Source organism: Halovenus rubra (assembly GCF_026586665.1).
Classification (GTDB): Archaea; Halobacteriota; Halobacteria; order Halobacteriales; family Haloarculaceae; genus Halovenus; species Halovenus rubra.
The window spans coordinates 1-18,526 of the sequence record NZ_JAODIY010000040.1 but is presented as its reverse complement, the minus strand read 5'-3'; the positions used below and the strand labels follow the sequence as shown (position 1 = coordinate 18,526).

At 58.3% G+C, this 18,526-nt stretch carries 19 protein-coding genes and 1 pseudogene; 10 read left to right on the top strand and 10 right to left on the bottom strand.

The annotated features are described in order from the left end of the window. Positions 1-286 precede the first annotated feature (286 nt). From N5098_RS15510 to N5098_RS15490, 5 genes are all read right to left on the bottom strand, one after another. Positions 287-1,462, bottom strand: a complete 1,176-nt coding sequence (locus tag N5098_RS15510) for an NAD(P)/FAD-dependent oxidoreductase (protein ID WP_123538920.1) — start codon at positions 1,460-1,462, stop codon at positions 287-289. Positions 1,463-1,490: 28 nt separating this feature from the next. After that, positions 1,491-2,492, bottom strand: coding sequence for a DUF63 family protein (locus N5098_RS15505; protein ID WP_050050397.1), 1,002 nt, complete (start codon positions 2,490-2,492; stop codon positions 1,491-1,493). Beyond that, complete coding sequence (locus N5098_RS15500; RefSeq protein ID WP_004594599.1) at positions 2,489-2,713, bottom strand: DUF7123 family protein; 225 nt, start codon at positions 2,711-2,713, stop codon at positions 2,489-2,491. The genes N5098_RS15505 and N5098_RS15500 overlap by 4 nt, the downstream gene beginning before the upstream one ends. A 17-nt stretch (positions 2,714-2,730) precedes the next feature. Continuing rightward, a complete protein-coding gene (locus tag N5098_RS15495) occupies positions 2,731-5,337 on the bottom strand; it encodes a heavy metal translocating P-type ATPase (protein WP_004594598.1) in 2,607 nt (868 codons plus the stop codon). 94 nt (positions 5,338-5,431) lie between these two features. Beyond that, positions 5,432-6,022, bottom strand: coding sequence for an AsnC family transcriptional regulator (locus tag N5098_RS15490; RefSeq protein ID WP_049986206.1), 591 nt, complete (start codon positions 6,020-6,022; stop codon positions 5,432-5,434). A gap of 134 nt (positions 6,023-6,156) precedes the next feature. Here N5098_RS15490 and N5098_RS15485 point away from each other — a divergent pair, with 134 nt between their 5' ends. Further along, positions 6,157-6,354 carry a heavy-metal-associated domain-containing protein gene (locus N5098_RS15485; protein ID WP_049938510.1) on the top strand — a complete coding sequence of 66 codons (198 nt, stop codon included), beginning with the start codon at positions 6,157-6,159 and terminating at the stop codon, positions 6,352-6,354. A 71-nt stretch (positions 6,355-6,425) separates the two neighbouring features. Then, positions 6,426-9,209, top strand: coding sequence for an aconitate hydratase AcnA (acnA, locus tag N5098_RS15480; protein ID WP_267638773.1), 2,784 nt, complete (start codon positions 6,426-6,428; stop codon positions 9,207-9,209). Between the two features lie 68 nt (positions 9,210-9,277). On the opposite strand, the gene N5098_RS15475 is transcribed toward acnA, so the two are convergent. Then, positions 9,278-9,778 (bottom strand): CBS domain-containing protein, encoded by a 501-nt coding sequence (locus tag N5098_RS15475; RefSeq protein ID WP_004594590.1) that lies wholly within the window; start codon positions 9,776-9,778, stop codon positions 9,278-9,280. 184 nt (positions 9,779-9,962) lie between these two features. Here N5098_RS15475 and N5098_RS15470 point away from each other — a divergent pair, with 184 nt between their 5' ends. After that, positions 9,963-10,412 carry a universal stress protein gene (locus N5098_RS15470; RefSeq protein ID WP_092817280.1) on the top strand — a complete coding sequence of 150 codons (450 nt, stop codon included), beginning with the start codon at positions 9,963-9,965 and terminating at the stop codon, positions 10,410-10,412. Between the two features lie 11 nt (positions 10,413-10,423). Here N5098_RS15470 and N5098_RS15465 read toward each other — a convergent pair whose 3' ends face one another. Next, a complete protein-coding gene (locus tag N5098_RS15465; protein ID WP_049986209.1) occupies positions 10,424-10,822 on the bottom strand; it encodes an SHOCT domain-containing protein in 399 nt (132 codons plus the stop codon). A 30-nt stretch (positions 10,823-10,852) separates the two neighbouring features. Next, positions 10,853-11,413 (bottom strand): DoxX family protein, encoded by a 561-nt coding sequence (locus N5098_RS15460; protein ID WP_092817279.1) that lies wholly within the window; start codon positions 11,411-11,413, stop codon positions 10,853-10,855. Between the two features lie 114 nt (positions 11,414-11,527). Between N5098_RS15460 and N5098_RS15455 the strand changes: the two genes are divergently transcribed. The 5 genes from N5098_RS15455 to N5098_RS15435 all read left to right on the top strand — a co-directional run bounded on the left by N5098_RS15455 (position 11,528) and on the right by N5098_RS15435 (position 15,449). Continuing rightward, entirely contained in the window at positions 11,528-11,878 is a 351-nt protein-coding gene (locus N5098_RS15455) for an ArsR/SmtB family transcription factor (RefSeq protein ID WP_092817278.1), read from the top strand. A 3-nt stretch (positions 11,879-11,881) separates the two neighbouring features. Beyond that, positions 11,882-12,157 (top strand): DUF7521 family protein, encoded by a 276-nt coding sequence (locus N5098_RS15450; RefSeq protein WP_004594584.1) that lies wholly within the window; start codon positions 11,882-11,884, stop codon positions 12,155-12,157. Between the two features lie 137 nt (positions 12,158-12,294). Continuing rightward, a complete protein-coding gene (locus tag N5098_RS15445; protein WP_004594583.1) occupies positions 12,295-12,690 on the top strand; it encodes a hypothetical protein in 396 nt (131 codons plus the stop codon). Positions 12,691-12,836: 146 nt separating this feature from the next. Further along, a complete protein-coding gene (locus N5098_RS15440) occupies positions 12,837-13,034 on the top strand; it encodes a heavy-metal-associated domain-containing protein (protein WP_004594582.1) in 198 nt (65 codons plus the stop codon). Positions 13,035-13,166: 132 nt separating this feature from the next. Further along, positions 13,167-15,449: a heavy metal translocating P-type ATPase gene (locus N5098_RS15435; RefSeq protein ID WP_267638772.1), complete on the top strand. Its 2,283-nt coding sequence runs from the start codon at positions 13,167-13,169 to the stop codon at positions 15,447-15,449. A gap of 320 nt (positions 15,450-15,769) precedes the next feature. On the opposite strand, the gene N5098_RS15430 is transcribed toward N5098_RS15435, so the two are convergent. Together N5098_RS15430 and N5098_RS15425 are read right to left on the bottom strand one after the other, a co-directional pair. Next, on the bottom strand, positions 15,770-16,657 hold the full coding sequence (locus N5098_RS15430; protein WP_267638771.1) for a DUF8172 family protein: 888 nt from the start codon (positions 16,655-16,657) through the stop codon (positions 15,770-15,772). A gap of 69 nt (positions 16,658-16,726) precedes the next feature. Further along, positions 16,727-17,023, bottom strand: a complete 297-nt coding sequence (locus N5098_RS15425) for a helix-turn-helix transcriptional regulator (RefSeq protein ID WP_096396450.1) — start codon at positions 17,021-17,023, stop codon at positions 16,727-16,729. A gap of 136 nt (positions 17,024-17,159) precedes the next feature. Here N5098_RS15425 and N5098_RS15420 point away from each other — a divergent pair, with 136 nt between their 5' ends. Beyond that, positions 17,160-17,327 (top strand): DNA-binding protein, encoded by a 168-nt coding sequence (locus N5098_RS15420; protein ID WP_009488216.1) that lies wholly within the window; start codon positions 17,160-17,162, stop codon positions 17,325-17,327. Positions 17,328-17,401: 74 nt separating this feature from the next. After that, positions 17,402-18,328 (top strand): annotated as a pseudogene (xseA, locus tag N5098_RS15415) (exodeoxyribonuclease VII large subunit); the annotation flags it as partial. Positions 18,329-18,526: the final 198 nt, after the last annotated feature.

Sequence of the window (18,526 nt, the reverse complement as noted above, 5' to 3'; positions counted from 1 at the left end):
GGTATCGAGAATTCCGTGAACTTGCGCTGATGTGTGCAGTATACAACATCAGGAAGGCCGCAGAACAGGAGATTCCACTCCCTTCAGGTGATTAAACACGGCCCCCTCAACGCACTGATTGTGTGCTGGGGCATGTAAGCAGGAGCACCGATGAAGCTGAGCCCACCGATTTCTGGATTTCGGAAAATTCTGTTTGAGGGACTGAATTCATCTACTGATCTAATCCTTTGTACTTACCGATCCTCTCAGTAGCTAACAGATTCTGAGAATTTAACTCGAGTGGATATCAATCAATTAACTCCCACTGGTTAGTCATTCCTCCATAGACACGGTTTAAAACTCGTCGTCTCGAGAAAATACGGGCAAATAAAACAGGGTGGCGGAGGAGACGCAGTAGAACTGCACTCGGAGACCGGTCAACGTCTTCAATATCGATCCCGGCAGCGGCACGAATTGCTGCTCCCAGAACCTTGGGATTACGAGTTTCAAGAAAGTATCTCACAACTGTGGCGAAAATGTACTCCGTTTTCATCCTCTGATATAATCTATCAGGATAATTGTGTAATTGGCTTCTGTTAGCCAGCTCTGCGGCCAAGAATCCCGATTCAACGGCCTGTGAGATCCCCTTTCCGGTGAGTCGGTTTGCTATACCTGCAGCATCACCCACTCGTACGACTGAATGCTCCGGTAGATGGGTTCTGTCGGGATCAAGGCTTGGTCCCTCGGGAATGATTGCGACGTTCGTCCGTTCCTGCGACGGGACTGGCCACCCATTCCGCTCACAGGCTTCCCTCAATGCCTTCATATAATCATTAGGCCGGTCACTGACCGTCCAGCCGATACCAACGTTGGCTCGTTGCGATGTCTTCGGGAATGCCCACGAGTACCCTGTATAGTTCTCCAGAATTATCCGGCTGTTCGGGTACAACTCGGTGAAGTCCCCTTCGACATCACTGTTAAGCGCTACCATATATCCTGAATACTCGTTGGTTGTTCCGAGCGCTTTACTAGAGAGTGATGGCTGACCGGTTGCATCAACGACGAGATCATACTCATCGGTGAACTCGTGGAAATCTGTCCGTGTGATAGACTGGTTTTCGTGGATGTCAACACCCTTCTCTGAGAGTTGTTCTGCCCAGGACTGCTCAACGACATTTCGGTCCGTTATATATGTATCCGCAGCAGGAAAGGTGCCGGCTCCAGTGCGGTGGCGATCGGCGTCGATTCCGTCATACACCTCCACTTCCATCGCTGGCAGCGGGTTGAGAAAGCCGTTCTCTACAGTCGGTTCGAGTGGGATCTTCGATACCGCTGTCATCGCTTCTCCGCAATTAACGCCTTTGCTATCGTAGGACTGCCGCTCATATAGTTCGACGACGAATCCAGCGTCGTCGAATCCAGCAGCTGCTGCAAGCCCGGCCATCCCTCCACCTATTACCGCAATTTTGGACGTTCGAGTCATCGGTTTTTGCCAATCTTTGAGGCCATCGTTAAGCTCCCAACAGCATCCGAAGTGACCCACGAACGCCCATCGGGAGTCCGATCGCTCCGATGAAGAACGTCATAAGCCACCACCACGTGTGATTCATCTCCTCTTTCGCATCGGCGAGATACCACACGATGCCGACAGTCACGACGAGTTTCAGCACGAACGTCGATCCGGAGAATCCAGTCGCCTGGTACACGAGATTCGTCACGACCAGCTTTGGGGAGTAGCCGAGGAACGTCACACCGATGAGATTCTGCGCAGCGTCCCACAACTGGCCGAAAACGGCCAGCAGAATTAGCGGGTGTCGAAGGTGGGTGATATTGGCGAAACTCGTGCCCCAGTAGTAGAGTGCGGTTACGCCGAGCGCTATCCCCGTCGTCGCGACAGGAACCCATAGGCGGAGTGGGGTCGATGTCGAGAGGCCGTGCCAAACAGCCCACCAGACGGCCCCGACAGCCCACACCGACCCGACGAGCCCGACTGTTAGCGGGATAGATCCGATATTTTGGTCACGCAAGAGTGCACCGACACCGAGCGCGAGGATGGTGACAGCGGTGACGACGATGTAAATCGATGGCGTGATGAACCACACCGCGTAGTCCCCGAGCAGCCCGAGATCCTCGAGGGCGCGCATCGCCCCACCTGCGATGATGATCGGAGCGAACCCGTAGGCCAGTCGTGCGTCGAACGTGACGTCGAGTTGGTCGAGATACGCACGTAGTCCGGGGAGGCTGTATACGACTGCCGCGAGGTAGATTACCGTGTTCACCGCGTTGTAGCCCTGGACAGCACGAATCCCCTCGTGCGTGACTGGCTGACCGGCCGCATCGGCGACGACTGGTCCCCAGAGATACTGCCAGATGAACCGGTCGTAGACCAACGTCGGAAACACGAGGATGCCCCCACCGAGAAGGACGAGCGGGGCCAGCAGGTACAGCGCCCACCACTCGCGTGAGCCGGTCTCCGGAAGGACAGTCTCGACGCGGCGGGTGACAGTACTCACGACCCGTTCACCTCCAATCGCCACGTCGTGCTTTTCGAGCGCCCCCACTGTTCGAGTGAAACGATTGTGAGTTCGTCCTGGAGCTGGCTGAGGTACTGCGCGACTGCCTTGGGAGATCCGTCGAGGTCGCTGGCAATCTCGCGAGCCCGGAGGTATGTCGGTTCGCTACTGGCTGTCTCGACGAGGTACCTTCGAACCGTGTGCCGGGAAATATTCGACATTGATCTAGAGGTGACGGTTAGCGAAGAAATCCGAAGAGCTTGTAGTCGTGATCGGGGGTGTACCGCCGGAACAGGAGACTGTTCGTCAGCACCGACACCGACGAGAACGCCATTGCTGCTGCAGCGAGCACGGGCTGGAGGAGGCCGAGCGACGCTAACGGAATCATCGCCGTGTTGTAACCGAGCGCCCACACGAGGTTCTGTTTGATCTTCTGGAGTGTCGCGTCTGAGATTCGGATCGCCTTTACCACGTCGAGCGGGTCGTCTCGCATCAGCGTGACGTCTGCAGCTTCGATGGCGACGTCGGTGCCGGAGCCGATTGCTGTCCCGACGTGTGCGACCGCGAGTGCCGGAGCGTCGTTGACGCCGTCACCGACCATCATCGCCTGCCGGCCCTCGTCTTGAATACTGTCGACCGCGTTGGACTTGTCCTCAGGAAGGACTCCTGCGCGGACGTTCTTCGGGTCGATACCCACCTGTTTAGCGACCGCACGGGCAGTTCGCTCGTTGTCGCCCGTAATCATCATCACGTCAACTCCCCGCTCCTGGAGTGCTGTGACAGCCTGCTTGGAGCTTTCCTTCACTGTGTCGGCGTCGGCGACCACACCCACGAGCTCCCCCTCGTAGGCGACCAGCATCGCCGTCTTCCCCTCGTTCTCGAGGCGTTCCATCGTCTCCTCAGCGGGAGAGGGGTCGATCCCGTTGTCCCGCAGCAGCTTGCGGTTGCCGACCAGCACCTCGCTGTCACCAATGACTGCTTTGATCCCGTGGCCCGGAACGTTCTCGAAGTCGTCAGGCTCAGTCACGTCCAGGCCGCGTTCTTCGGCCCCTTCGACGATTGCACGGGCGAGCGGGTGTTCGCTGCCGCTTTCAGCTATCGCCGCCAGTCGAAGCACATCATCCTCTGAGAGGCGCTCACGGGTGCTGAGCTGTCCACCATCTGGGGTCGGCTCGCCACCGTCAGTCACCACATTTCCATCGCTATCAAAGACGACCACGTCGGTGAGTTCCATTTCCCCTTCGGTGAGTGTGCCCGTCTTGTCGAAGACGACTGTATCGACGTCTTTCGCTCGTTCGAGGATGTCACCGCCCTTGAACAGGACGCCGTTCTGGGCACCAATCGTCGTCCCGACCATCGTCGCTGCGGGCGTCGCCAGCCCCAGCGCACAGGGACAGGCGATGAGGATCGAGGACGCGAAGACAATTATCGCGAACTCGAAGACTGAAACGGTCCCACCGACCGGGGCCGGGCCGCCAGCAACCTGACCCCACAGCGGGAGCCAGTCGACGAAGCCAGCGAGAGCCTCGGGGAACAGGAACCAGACGACACCCCAGAGAAGGGCGTTCGCGATGACCGCAGGCACGAAGTACGCGGAGATGCGGTCGGCGAGATTCTGGATGTCGGGCTGGCGCGACTGGGCCTCCTTGACTGTCTGGACGATCTGTTGGAGGGCCGTGTCTTCTCCAACCTTCGTCGCCTCCACGACAAGGACGCCGTTCTCGTTAATCGTCGAGCCGACGACCTCATCGCCCTCCTCTTTCTCGACAGGCACAGATTCGCCAGTGACCATTGACTCGTCGACGGCAGACTGACCGTCGACAACGACACCGTCTGTGGGAATCTTCTCACCTGGACGAATTTTCATCCGGTCACCAGTTGTGACCTCTTCAAGCGGAACTTCTTCTTCACTGCCGTCCTCGCGGACAATGGTCGCCGTTTCGGCTTCCATTTCGAGGAGCTTTCGGAGGGCCTCACCCGCTTGGCCCTTCGACCGAGCTTCGAGATAGTTACCCAACGTGATGAACACGAGGATGAGGGCTGCCGTGTCGAAATAAAGTCCACCTGCAATGAGTTCAGCAAGGACTGCCACAGAGTATAGATAGGCCGTTGTTGAACCGATCGCAATCAGCACGTCCATATTGGCGCGGCCGTTCTTCACGATCGCCTTGTACGAGTTCTTATAGAACGGCCAGCCGAGGATCGCCTGTACCGGCGTGGCGAGGAGGAACTCAACCCAGCCAAGTTCCACACCGAAGACGGCTTCAGGGACGATCGCGCCACCGAGCAGATAATTGTCGATGAGGAAGAAGAGCAACGGTGCCGATAACACTGCCCCAAAGAGGGTCAACCTGAGTTGCTTCCGAGTTTCGGCTTGACGGGCGGCATCTCGTGCGTCCTGGCCCGACTCTTCGTCGGCACCATCTTCGCGGACGGGCGAGTAGCCAGCCTCCTCGATAGCATCGTACAGCGCACCAATAGATACTTCCGCAGGATTGTAGGTGACCTGTGCTTCGTCGGTTGCGTAATTGACCTCCGCATTAACGACGCCCGGAATATTTTCAAGAGCGGTTTGGTTGGTCTCGGCGCAGTTGGCACAGGTCATATCGGAGATGGCAATCGTTACCGTCTCAGAGACTGCGCCGTACCCGGCCTCGTCGATCGCGTCGTAGATTTCTTTGAGCGATACCTCTTCAGGGTCGTAGGTGACGGAACCCTCGTCGGTGGCGAAGTTCGCATCCGCCTCCGATACCCCGTCGAGCGATTCGAGAGTGTCCTGGATCGTCGCCGAACAGTTGGCGCAGGACATTCCCGTGATATCAAGATGGATTGTTTGGCTTGTCATGCTTGTTCTACTATACGGGGTCTAGGTTTAGGCGATTTACTGCTTCGAGAGGCGGGGTTTCGACTGCAGGAAAATTTGGATTCCAAAGACAGCGTTACGCTCCCTCTTCGAGTCGCTGATACCGATCGTCGAACCGTGTGAGACAGGACGGACAACAGAAGTGATAGATCTCTCCGTCGATTCTCGTCGTTTCACCTTGATTATCAACGGTATTGTTACATTCAGCACAGGTGAGTGCAAATTCGACGCCATCAACGGACGGCGTCCATTCAAGCTCGTCAATTAGCGTGACGGTGTAATCTGCTACATCGATCTCGTTAAAGAGTCCATCTACCCACTGACGTACGTTCTGGGCTTCAACACGGGCATAGAACCAAAGATCTCCTTCGGAGGTCGTGAAGACGTGTTCAACGCCATCTGACTCTCGAGCCCGCTCGCGGGCGGCCTCCAACGACGCTGAGCCGATTTCGGCCTGAATAAATACCGGTACACCAGCTCGGAGATGAGCCCGGTTGACGTCAATCGTGAAGTTGTTAATGATGCCAGCTTCCTGTAATCGCTTTACCCGGTCAGACACGGCTGGCCCCGACAAGTCGACCTCCTCGCCAATATCGCTGAACGGGCGGCGGGCGTCATCAGCGAGTAACGAGAGGATTTCTAAGTCGGTTTCATCCAAATTGCGCATACGACCGCTTCGTCTCGCAGGATACATTATTGTTGCCCACAACACACCTTCGAAATCGGTGATCCAGGGCTGCGACAACATTGGATTCTAAGCAGAAAACCACATAGAATACTCGCCCCTATCTACGAATGGATATGACTCAGACAATCACCGTCGAAGGAATGACCTGTGAACATTGCGAGCAGACCGTCGAAGAGGCACTCGAAGAAGTTGAGGGGGTTACGTCTGCTACTGCGGATCGTGACTCAGAATCCGCGACGGTCGAGGGGTCCGCTGAACGGGATGAGCTTGTGACTGTGGTCGAAGACGCTGGATACGATGCCTCTGCGTAACAAATCCCGATTCTCGTCGAATCGGATTCGGAGAGGGATTGATACGACTGCCAATCCCAGGTGTAGATACTATGACTGATACACTTCCGTTCGATGCCGTCCGCGAGCTCGACGTCGACGGGACGACGTACAAGATGGCCAATCTTCGAGCACTCGAAGAGCAGGGGCTCTGTGACCTCGACACGCTCCCTGTGAGCATCCGTATTCTGCTTGAGTCGGTGCTCCGGAACGCCGACGGCGAAACTGTTACTGCAGCGGATGTCAAGAATGCTGCTGGCTGGAAGCCAGACGTACCGGACGCAGAGGTTCCGTTCTCTCCATCACGAGTCGTCCTACAGGATCTCACTGGCGTGCCCGCAGTTGTCGACCTGGCGGCCCTTCGATCCGAAGTCGACCGCAAAGATCGGGACCCGACCCTGGTCGAACCAGAGATCCCTATTGATCTCGTAATCGACCACAGCGTCCAAGTCGACTACTTCGACTCCGAGGACGCCTACGAGAAGAACGTCGAACTGGAGTACGAGCGCAACGCCGAACGGTATCGCGCGATCAAGTGGGCGCAGAACGCCTTCGAGAACTTCAACGTCGTCCCGCCGGGGACCGGCATCGTCCACCAGGTGAATCTCGAGCATCTGGGCCGGGTCGTCCACGCCCGCGAGCGAGACGGTGAGAAATGGCTCCTGCCGGACACACTCGTCGGCACGGACAGCCACACCCCAATGATCGGTGGCATCGGTGTGGTCGGCTGGGGCGTCGGCGGCATTGAAGCGGAAGCGGCAATGCTCGGTCAGCCGGTCACGATGAAACTTCCCGAGGTCGTCGGCGTCCGCCTCGAAGGCGAATTACCCGAGGGCGCGACGGCGACGGATCTCGTGCTCCACATCACCGAACGGCTCCGCGAGGTCGGCGTCGTCGACCGGTTCGTCGAATTCTTCGGTCCTGGTGTGGAGAATCTCACAGTCCCCGACCGGGCCACGATCGCCAATATGGCGCCCGAACAGGGCTCGACGATCAGTATGTTCCCGGTCGACGAGCAGACGCTCGAGTATCTCGAACTCACCGGGCGTGACCCCGCCCACATCGACCTTGTTCGCGAGTACCTCGAAGCGCAAGGGCTATTCGGAGAACAGGAACCGGAATACACCGAGGTGGTCGAGTTCGATCTTTCGACTGTTGAGCCGAGTCTCGCCGGACATAAGCGGCCACAGGACCGGATTCCGATGGGGGACGTGAAACAGAGCTTCCGGGGACTTCTCCACGGGGAGTTCGAAGACGACCTCGATGATGTCGACGAAGACGCCCTACAGCGGTGGCTCGGCGAAGGTGATGCAGCTGGTGCGGAGACCGACGGCGGTGTTCAGGTCGAACCCGAATCGGAACTGCACCCGTTAACCAAACGCGTTGAGGTCGACCTCGACGGTGAGACAGTGGAAATTGGACACGGAGACGTCCTCGTCAGCGCCATCACGAGCTGTACGAACACTTCGAACCCGTCGGTGATGATCGCTGCTGGTCTGCTTGCCCAGAACGCCGTCGAGAAAGGTTTAGATGTCCCGCCGTACGTCAAGACGAGTCTCGCACCCGGCAGTCGCGTCGTCACGCAGTACCTCGAGGAATCGGGCCTGCTTCCGTATCTCGAAGAGCTCGGGTACGCGGTCGTCGGCTACGGCTGTACCACTTGTATCGGGAACGCCGGACCACTTCCCGATCCCATCGAGCAAGCGATCGACGACCACGACCTCTGGACGACGAGCGTCCTCTCCGGAAATCGGAACTTCGAGGCGCGTATTCACCCGAAGATCCGCGCGAACTACCTCGCGAGCCCGCCGCTCGTCGTCGCCTACGGCCTCGCAGGGCGGATGGACGTCGACCTCGAGAACGAGCCGCTAGGCACCGACGAGGAGGGGGGATCGGTGTATCTGGCGGACATCTGGCCCGACGCAGCGGACGTGCAGGCAGCAATCCACGAGAACGTCTCTCCTGAGATGTTCGAGGAGAAGTATGCCTCTGTGTTCGAGGGTGACGAGCGGTGGGCTGCTCTCGACGCGCCCACAGGTGACGTCTACGAGTGGGACGACAACTCGACATACATCCGAGAGCCGCCGTTCTTCCAGGACTTCCCCCTCGAAAAACCCGGCGTCGCCGATATTGAGGATGCACGCTGCCTGCTGACACTCGGCGATACCGTTACGACCGACCACATCAGCCCTGCTGGCCCCTTCGGATCTGACCTCCCTGCCGGCCAGTGGCTGCTCGATAACGGCGTTGAGCCGCACGAGTTCAACACCTACGGCGCGCGCCGGGGCAACCACGAGGTGATGATGCGGGGAACGTTCGCCAATGTCCGCATCGAGAACGAGATGCTCGACGATGTCGAGGGTGGCTATACGATCCACCACCCAACCGACGAGCAGACGACCGTGTTCGAAGCCAGCCAGCGCTACCGCGAGGAGGGAGTCCCGCTCGTCGTGATGGCAGGCGAAGAGTTCGGTACCGGCTCCAGCCGGGACTGGGCGGCGAAAGGAACGGACCTACTCGGTGTTCGCGCAACCATCGCCGAGAGTTACGAGCGCATCTACCGCGACAACCTCGTCGGCATGGGTGTGCTCCCCCTGCAGTTCGATGATGGCGACTCGTGGGAATCTCTCGGTCTGGATGGGTCTGAGATCTTCACGATCCACGGCCTCGATGACGGGCTCGATGTGATGGACGAACTGACCGTTATCGCCGAGCGCGCGGACGGGTCGACTGTCGAGTTCCCGGTCACAGCACAGGTCGGCACGCCGGCCGCCGTGACCTATATCGAACACGGCGGCATCCTCCACTACGTCCTTAGACGGCTCCTCATGCGATAATCTCTCTCAACTGACTCTATTTCTGGAAGCACAAGCAACACGAAAAACTTTGAGTCCAAATTAGCGTTTCAATCGTGCGTAGACTCTGTTCGGATGATGCCCGCTACGTTATCCATCTGAGCTGAAACGTGTGCGCTCTCACCAGCAACATGCGTAATTAAATCGTCCAGAGTGATCATCCCGATAACGCTCCCGTCTTCAACAACCGGGACGTGTCGAGCACCCGCTTCGTTCATTTGTCTCAGGACTTTTGGAATCTCAGCATCTGCTGGCACAGTAAGTGGGTCACGCGTCATCACGTCAGCAGCTCGTACGTCGTCTCCACTCGTCTCGGCTGTGAGCACACTTAACTCGCTTTCCTCGGTGAGCAGGTTAGCAATCAGGTCTCGATCGGTGATGATACCAGAGATCTGATCGGATTCTTCGACGACCACGTACCTGGCACACCGCGATTGGGAGATCATCGTGTGAGCGATCTCGGCAACCGTGGCGTCAGGCGTGACACGGGCGACCGACTCATCAGCAATACGACCAATATCCATCCGGAGGTCAGTTGGTCTGGTACCCATGCTAATCAGTACGACTCATAACAGGAAATAGCTTAGCATCAGCTGGTCGTCATAGAAATCCTCCACTCTTCAACCGTGAGAGACGACAATCTCCAAACTTTGTGAAGTTACAAAAAGTGTTACCAGCTACGCCACTATCCAAGAGCGCTGGCTTTTATAATCTAGTCTCAATAAGTAAAGAGAAATGTACGATACGGTTTTGCTCTCGACTGACGGGACAGTTGCTTCTGAGGAAGCTGAATCCCATGCTATCGCGCTAGCAGAGGCCCATAATGCCGATCTTCATGTTCTGTATGTAGTCGATGAGGACGTCGTAACAGCATACAGCGGTGACGAGTACGTTGATGAAGCCGAAGGCCCAGAACATGGCCTCGAAGAACTTGGAACGGAAACAATCGCAGACATCCAATATAAAGCGAAGGAGGTCGGTGTCAATGTTGTCAAAGCAATTGAGCACGGCCGACCGGCTGAGACGATTGTACGGTATGCTGATGCCGAAGATATGGATCTACTTGTACTTGGAACGAAACACCGGCCGGAAGAATACCGGGCCTTGCTCGGAAGCGTGACCGACCGCGTCCTTCGATTGACGACCCGCCCAGCGACCGTCGTGAAGACGGAAGTCGACGAATAGGGGAAGAACAGTCAGTAACGGCCGCCGTCAGGCGTGAGTCGGGCGCGCCGGCGTTCGAACTCCTCGTCGTCGATTTCGCCGCGAGCGTACCGTTCCTGGAGGACAGCGAGTGCGCTATCCTCGGTGGGGCCGTCCGATGGCGACCGCGTTGTCAGCCAGTAGACGATGTAGACGGGAAGGGCGATCAGAAGTGCCATCCACAGCAAACCGATCAACATCATCCCCCAGCTCCATATTCCCCACCCGGCCATGTGACCATCATTCCACATCCCGTCATGCCAGTCCCACATCACTGTATCTGGAACAGCAGCGTGCGTCAGAGTCATTCCAATGATGACGGCTAGCGTCAGTGCTCCGATGACGATGAGTCCCAGAGAACGAATCCCGCGTGCTTGAATTGGATTTTGCATTATTGTACTCCTGAAGAGAGTTCGGCGTGGTTAGCCGAGGATGTATTCGAGGGCGGGGTAGCGCTCAACGAGCGTCTCGCCACCGACGTCGTAGTTCTCGATGTACTGGTCGAGGCCCAGGATGCGGCCCGCGGCGAACGCGGCGACCGCGAGGAACACGAGCATGTACGCGAAGTCCCCGTTGATGAACCCGTGGCTCATGTCCCAGTTCCCGAAGTAGAACATGAGCATCATGAGCGCGCCGAAGAACGCCGCGAGGCGGACGAACGCGCCGACGAGCAGGCCGAGGCCGATGAACAGCTCGCCCCACGGGACGGCCACGTTCGCGAACTCGACGAACCACGGCGTACTCCCCATCCACGCGAACATCCCCGCGAGCGGGTTGCCGTTCGTCGCCGCGACGTTCGTGAGGTAACCGCCCGCGGCGAACTCGCCGGTGATCTTCGTGAACCCGGAGTACGCGAACGCGTAGCCCATCATGAGACGGAGCGCGAGCACGAACCACGCACTGAGACTGTGAACTTTCCCGCCGACGGTCAGACCGCCGACTCTGCTCTCGAGCTGATTCATGCCGGAGTCGAGTGTGGACATAGTTATTGCACCTTCAACTATCAGTACGGAGGCAGAGACGATATAACGGCGAGCCGGCGTTCTGGGTCAGAAAATCGGCGGGCTATATTACGCTCCTGTCGCGAGTAGAGACGTGTGACTGAGGAGGCCGACCCGTCGGAAATCTTCGCGACACTCGACGACGAGTACGCCCGCGACATCCTCGTGGCGACGAAGACCGACCGCCTGTCTGCGAAGGAGCTCAGCGAGGAATGTGACATGTCACGCCCGACCGTCTCGCGCCGTGTCACCCGCCTCGTCGAGCAGGGCCTCCTCGAGGAGTATACGCACGTCGACCCCGGGGGACGGCACTACAGCGAGTATGAGGCGCGCCTCGAACGCATCGAAATCCTCCTGCAGGCGGAGGGCTTCGACGTCAACATCGACATCCAGCCTGACCCCGCCGACCGGATTACGACCATCTTCGAGGAAATGCGGGGAGACTGAATCATGGACCACACGCTATTCGTCATCGGCAAACTGTTCACGACCGCGTTAGCACTGGTCATCGCATATCAGGCCTATCGCGGGTACCAACGACATCACACGCAGTTACTCCTGTACGTCGCCGCCGGCTTCGCATTGGTCGGGCTTGGCGGCCTCCTTGAAGGCGTCCTCTTCGAACTCCTCCAGGTGTCGATCTTCGAAGCAGGATTCGTCGCAGCACTCGTCACCGCAGCCGGGATGCTGTCTATCCTCTACGCCCTGTATGCCCCGAATCCATAAGGATTCAGGACGCCCATTCGACAAGCGGCCTCTGCGCGTCGTGCCCGGTTCGAAGCCGCTACTGTTCGGACTCCCCTCGTTCTCGATAGTGTAGCGTCGCAGTGGGAGTTATATCCATATCGGTCGTACCATATCGTATGATTCGAACACTCGTCGGTGTCCTCGGCGCTATCTCAGCGCTGTTCCCGGACGAAATCGTCGAGCTCTTCGAGAAACTCGCCATTTCGAATCCAGACGAGGGAACAGTGAGAGGGTGGATACGTCCAGCAGTCCGGTCGGAGGGTGTTCTGATAGCTGCGCTTTCACTCTTTAACGGGCGAGCATACGCATTGCTGATGAATCTTACCGGCGTGTTCGGTGCGATAGTCCTCTTATTTCCCGACCTGTATCAGAGATTTGCCACCGCGTTCCTGTACGAGCGTCCAGAGTCGATAGAATGGAACGAGCGATTCCGCTTGGGCATTCGGGCTATCGGCGCACTCTATGTCTTTTTAGCGGCGAAGACGTACAGAGAGCGTCACAACGATACTTGAGCCACCTCGCTATTGACACCTGGCGCATCCGATGTCTAGTTCGTTACGGCCGCAGGTATCACTTTGAATCTAAAGTTTGAGCCCCACGATATCAGTATGATCGAAGGGGAAATCCGCTAAAGAGAGGAGGCCGTGTGTATCCCTGTATGACGACGACGATCATCGTGGAAGGCATGACGTGCGGTCACTGTGAGCAGACGGTCGAAGAGGCCCTCGAAGAGGTATCCGGCGTGACTGACGTGACCGTCGACAGGGAGAGCGAACAGGCGAGCGTCGATGGTGAGGCAAATGTCACAGCTCTCGTGGAGGCCGTCGAAGACGCCGGGTACACCGCTTACGCCTGAGAATCGCGCGGACCACTCCGAGACAACGGCCAACCGTTGTCTTTGAAGCTTCGCTACGCTGGTCCTGCTGTACAGTTTCAGTGGGGAAGATTCAGGGGGCCAGCGGATCCACCTCTACAGAGAATATGGGCTATGGACGACCACAAAGATACAAATGAGAATCCCCCTGGAGGGGAACACCAGCAGGACGACAGCAGTCACCAGCACGAACACGGCGAGCAGGATGAATCGGACGCCGAGTCGGACGAGCAGCGGGTAGAACAGGAGCTACTGGAAGAAGAGGCACACCCTGCTGCGGAGAGTGAGACGGTGCTCGACGAGCAGCACGAGCACGCTGGACACGAGGGCGAAGGACACGACCACGGTTCCCATGAGGGCCACGGTGAGGGGCATGGCGGGATGCACGAGGGCCACGAGCAGATGTTCCGCCGGCGCTTCTTCGTCTCGACGCTCCTGTCGATCCCAGTCCTGCTATACAGCGAAATGCTGCAGGAGTGGCTCGGGTTCTCCGTCCCCGCGTTCCCGGGCAGCGAGTGGATCAACCCCGTCTTCGCGGTCATCGTCTTCGCGTACGGTGGGATGCCGTTCCTCCAGATGGCGGTGCCGGAGCTGAAAGACCGGTCGCCGGGGATGATGACGTTGATCTCGATGGCGATCACCGTCGCGTTCGTCTACAGTCTCGCGAGCGTGGTCTTCCCGACGCAGTCTGCGTTTTTCTGGGAACTCGTCACGCTGATCGACATCATGCTGCTGGGCCACTGGATCGAGATGCGGTCGGTCCGGCGGGCCTCCAGCGCGGTCGACGAACTGGCGAAACTGATGCCAGACACCGCCGAGCGTATTACCGACGACGGAGAAACCGAGGAGGTTCCCGTCAGGGAGCTCTCGGAAGGCGATCTCGTGCTCGTCCGGCCGGGCGCAAGTGTCCCTGCTGACGGCACCGTCGAGGAAGGTGATTCGGACGTCAACGAGTCGATGATCACTGGCGAGTCCAAGCCCGTCTCGAAGGAGCCTGGCGACGAGGTCATCGGCGGCACCATCAACGGCGATGGTAGTCTCCGCGTCCGTGTTGGCGCGACGGGCGAGGAGACGACGCTGGCGGGCATCATGCGTCTCGTCGAGGAAGCCCAGCAGAGCAAGTCCAAGACGCAGGTACTGGCCGACCGGGCGGCAGGCTGGCTGTTCTACGTCGCGCTCGGGGCGGCAGTCGTGACGGCGATTGCGTGGACCGTCGCGGTCTCGTTCGACGCGACCGTCATCGAGCGAGTCGTGACGGTGCTCGTCATCGCCTGCCCGCACGCCCTCGGGCTCGCCATTCCGCTGGTCGTCGCGATCAACACGTCGCTCGCCGCTCGCAACGGGATGCTCGTTCGCGACCGCATCGCGATGGAAGACGCACGGAATCTGGACGCGATCATCTTCGACAAGACAGGGACGCTTACCGAGGGCGAACACGGCGTCGTGGATATGGCGACCGTCAACGGCGTCGACGAGGACGACGCGCTCGGGCTGGCGGCAGCCGTCGAGAGTGACTCCGAACACATGATCGCGCGAGCGATTCGCGAGGCCGCCGACGAGCGAGACCTAACTACTCCCGACGCGACCGCCTTCGAGGCGATCAAAGGGCGAGGGGTTCGCGCAAACGTCGATGGAAACGAGGTGTACGTCGGTGGGCCGAACCTGTTGACCCAGCTCGATAGCGAGATCCCCGCCCATCTCCAGCGCTTCGCTGACGAGGCGGGACAGAACGCTCAAACGGTGGTGTATCTCGTTCGTGACAGTGAGTTGATCGCCGCGTTCGCGATGGCCGACGTAATCCGTGAAGAGAGTTTCCGCGTCGTCGACGCCCTCCACGATCTGGGAATCGAAGTGGCGATGCTGACTGGCGACTCCCAGGACGTCGCCAACGCTGTCGCTGACGAACTGGGCATCGACACGGTGTTCGCCGAGGTCCTCCCCGAAGACAAAGACGAGAAAGTCCAGGAACTCCAAGACCAGGGGAAGCTCGTGGGGATGGTTGGTGACGGTGTAAACGATGCGCCGGCGCTGACGCGAGCCGACGTCGGGATCGCCATCGGGAGCGGCACCGACGTCGCCGTCCAGTCGGCGGATGTCATTCTCGTGCAGAACAACCCGATGGATGTAGTGCGACTCGTGAAACTCAGTAAGGCGAGCTACCGGAAGATGCAGGAGAACATCGTGTGGGCCGCCGGATACAACGTCTTCGCACTTCCGCTTGCAGCAGGCGTCTTGGCACCGATCGGGATTCTGCTCTCCCCCGCTGTGGGTGCGCTCCTGATGTCGTTGAGCACGGTCATCGTCGCCATCAACGCACAGCTGCTCCGCCGCGTGGACCTGTCCATCCCCGAGCTTCCAAGCGGGACACCAGCGACTGACGCACAACCTGCAGACTGAAACGCTCCCGATCGCTTCGGAGCTTCTTTCAATTGAATTCGGTTGCTGGACAGCAGATGGCGACCTGCGTAATTTCGGTGGGTATCGCAATGCGGTCACCGGTTCCACAGTTTTCCCGAAGGGTGTATAGTTCGGTATACACAAACGCTTCCTCTGATGGGCGACACTGCTGCGTCAGCACTAGGTTTATACCGTTAGACGGACTTTATTCCGATATGAGCCTCGAAGAGACGGTTGACTACCTCGCCGAGGAACTCGACCTCGAGCGAAGTGAACACGTCCGTGAGGTTGGTCAGTCGGTCGCCGAGCTTCGCGACTGATCAAAACATTTCTCTGAAGTCTCGTTCGACCAGTCCGTTCTCCAGATACGTGATGAACTCTTGTTTCGTTGGTCCTTGACGGTCAAGTAGATCGTCCCGTCCTGCTCGTTCGAGAACTGCCTGCGCGAAGTCCGTACAGTGAGATTCGTGCTGCCCAGCATACTCTGTGAGGGCTTCTCGCCAGTGCATATCCAGCTCGAACTCGGCTAATCGGATTTGGATCCCGTCTTTCCGTTCGACGAGGTCGACGTCCAGCTCTTCGAGTTGCTTGAAACGGAGGTTGTTCCGGCGGACCGTGATGAGCCGCTTGGAATCGACGATATAGGGATCGACCCACTCTCGCCAGGAATCGTCGTCGACGTGCGTTCGTGGCATCTCAAAATCTGGGTCCACACTCTCAATACAGAACTGCAGCATCGCGATGCCAGTTCGATGATTCGCATTCGGGAGGGAATGTCGGAGGATCAAATTCGACATCACCTCTCCAGCGACGGTCGGAAGCGGTGCTCCCCAGGAGACGTGATCGAGTGCCTGCTGGATCTTTTGCGGTTCGAACTCCTTGTAGAGCCGGAACTCATCCTCATCTCGAACATCGACCGCGGCTTCGAGCAACTCTACTAATCGGAATGCGACAACCTGCCCAGCACGGGGGAGGTCACGAATACGGTCGCTCAGCCATTCCTGATCGAAGTCGATGTCTTGGGCAGATTCGATCTCTGAATCGCCTTCGTAGAGCACATAGACCGGTGTTTCAAAGGGGTACCCGATGAGCTTTGTCGACTCGTCGGATTGCTCTCGCTGAGACAGTATTTCTGCCACCGATGCCGAGCTAAATTTGAGGGAGAAATTCTCGGCCTGTGGGTGGTGATAGAAGACGAGCCGGTCCATTTCACTCTACCTTTGTGAGGAATCGGTAAAGCAGTCTTGCTTCTTCTACCCTAATCTACTGACTCGGCTCTACGATGTCGTGGCTGCTTGCTCATCCTCAAGATACTGGTCTTCCCACTCTCGTCGCGCCTCGATCTCCCGTAATCCACGTTTCGTGACCGTATACACGTTCGTCCGTTTGTCGAGTTCGCCTTTCTCTAGGAGCCCTTTGTCGACGAGGTCGTCCAGATTTGGATAGAGCCGCCCATGATTGATCTCTTGTTCGTAGTAGTCGTCGAGTTCGTCCTTGACTGCGAGCCCGTGTGGCTCTTCGAGCCCCGTAATCACGTACAAGATATCTCGCTGGAATCCGGTTAAATCGTGCATCCGTCTGTTTCCCTACTTTTGACGGGGTGATTAAGTGCTCTCTGGTATCCTGAGTGCGTCTCGGCAGCACTATGGCCGAAATCCCGGCGAGAAACTTCGAACCTTTATATGGTGGACAAGAGAATCCTGTGATGGAATGTCTGACCTGATTGTCAAAGCAGCTGTGAAGGATGCACTGTCGGATCACAACGTCTCGGCCGATTTCTACGACGCCCTCAACGAAGAGGCCGCCGAACTCCTCGACGACGCTGCCGAGCGTGCCGAAGCGAACGATCGGAAGACGGTCCAGCCCCGCGACCTGTAGTCCGGGGTACCACAGTCGACCTCATCACTCGAACGTAGCTTTTTGAAGTTGCTCTTCAGTATTAGAAGACGCACATGGCGGAAGCACCGGATACTGAACGGCAGGCGGTCAACCCCGATTCGAGAGCGGTCCTCAGCGTTTCACAGCTGAACGACCGAATCGCGTCTGTCGTCGAGGAGACGCCTGCCCTCCACGGTGTCCGCTGTATCGGAGAAGTCACAGACCTCCACCAGAACAGTACGGCACTCTATTTCACGCTCACCGACGGTAACGCCGAGCTCCCCTGTATGCTCTGGGCGAACCGTTACCGCAACATGGACGTCGACCTCGGGGACGGGACCGAGGTCATCCTCGAAGGCGACATCGACTACTGGGTCGAAGGCGGGAAAATCGACCTCAAGCCGTGGGAGGTGATCGTCGTCGGCGACGGCGATCAAGCAGCTGCCGTCGAGCGACTGCGAAGCGAACTCGAAGAGCGTGGGTGGTTTGACGACGAGCAGAAACAGCGCCCGCCGGCGTTCCCAGAGCGGGTTGGGGTCGTAACCTCCCTCCGTGGCGATGCCCGCTATGACATCCAGAACGCGATCCACGAACAGGACCCTACCGTCGACATCCTGGTGAAGGACGCCACCGTCCAAGGGTCTGAGGCGCCCACGTCCATCGCGAACGGCCTCCACCATCTGGACCGCTCCGAGGAGGTCGACTCGATCATCGTCGGCCGTGGCGGCGGGAGTGATTCGAACCTCCAGGCGTTCAACACCGAGCGGGTCGCGGAAGCTATCTTCACCGCGAACACCCCGACCGTCACGGCGATCGGGCATACTGACGACCGGTTAATCGCCGATCAAGTCGCGGATGTGGCGACGATCACGCCGACGGCCGCTGGCGAGTATATCGTGAATTCCAGCGAGGAGTTCTTCGCGGGCGAGGTCAAGCCGTTGGCCCAGCAACTCGACGCCGCGTACGAAACCTTCCAGCAGGAGCACGAACACGAACAGGAACTCGCCGAAGCAGTCGACGAGGCGGCCGCATCCGAGGGGCTCCCGCCGGTCTACTACAAGGCCGCAATCGCTGTGCTGCTGTTGCTGTTGTTGGAGGGTGTCATAGAACTCTTGTCACACCGTGATGATCGTGCTTCCCGGATTATCTCCTCGTTCGTAGTTGGTGATCGCAATAACGAGACGCAGACACAACGACAG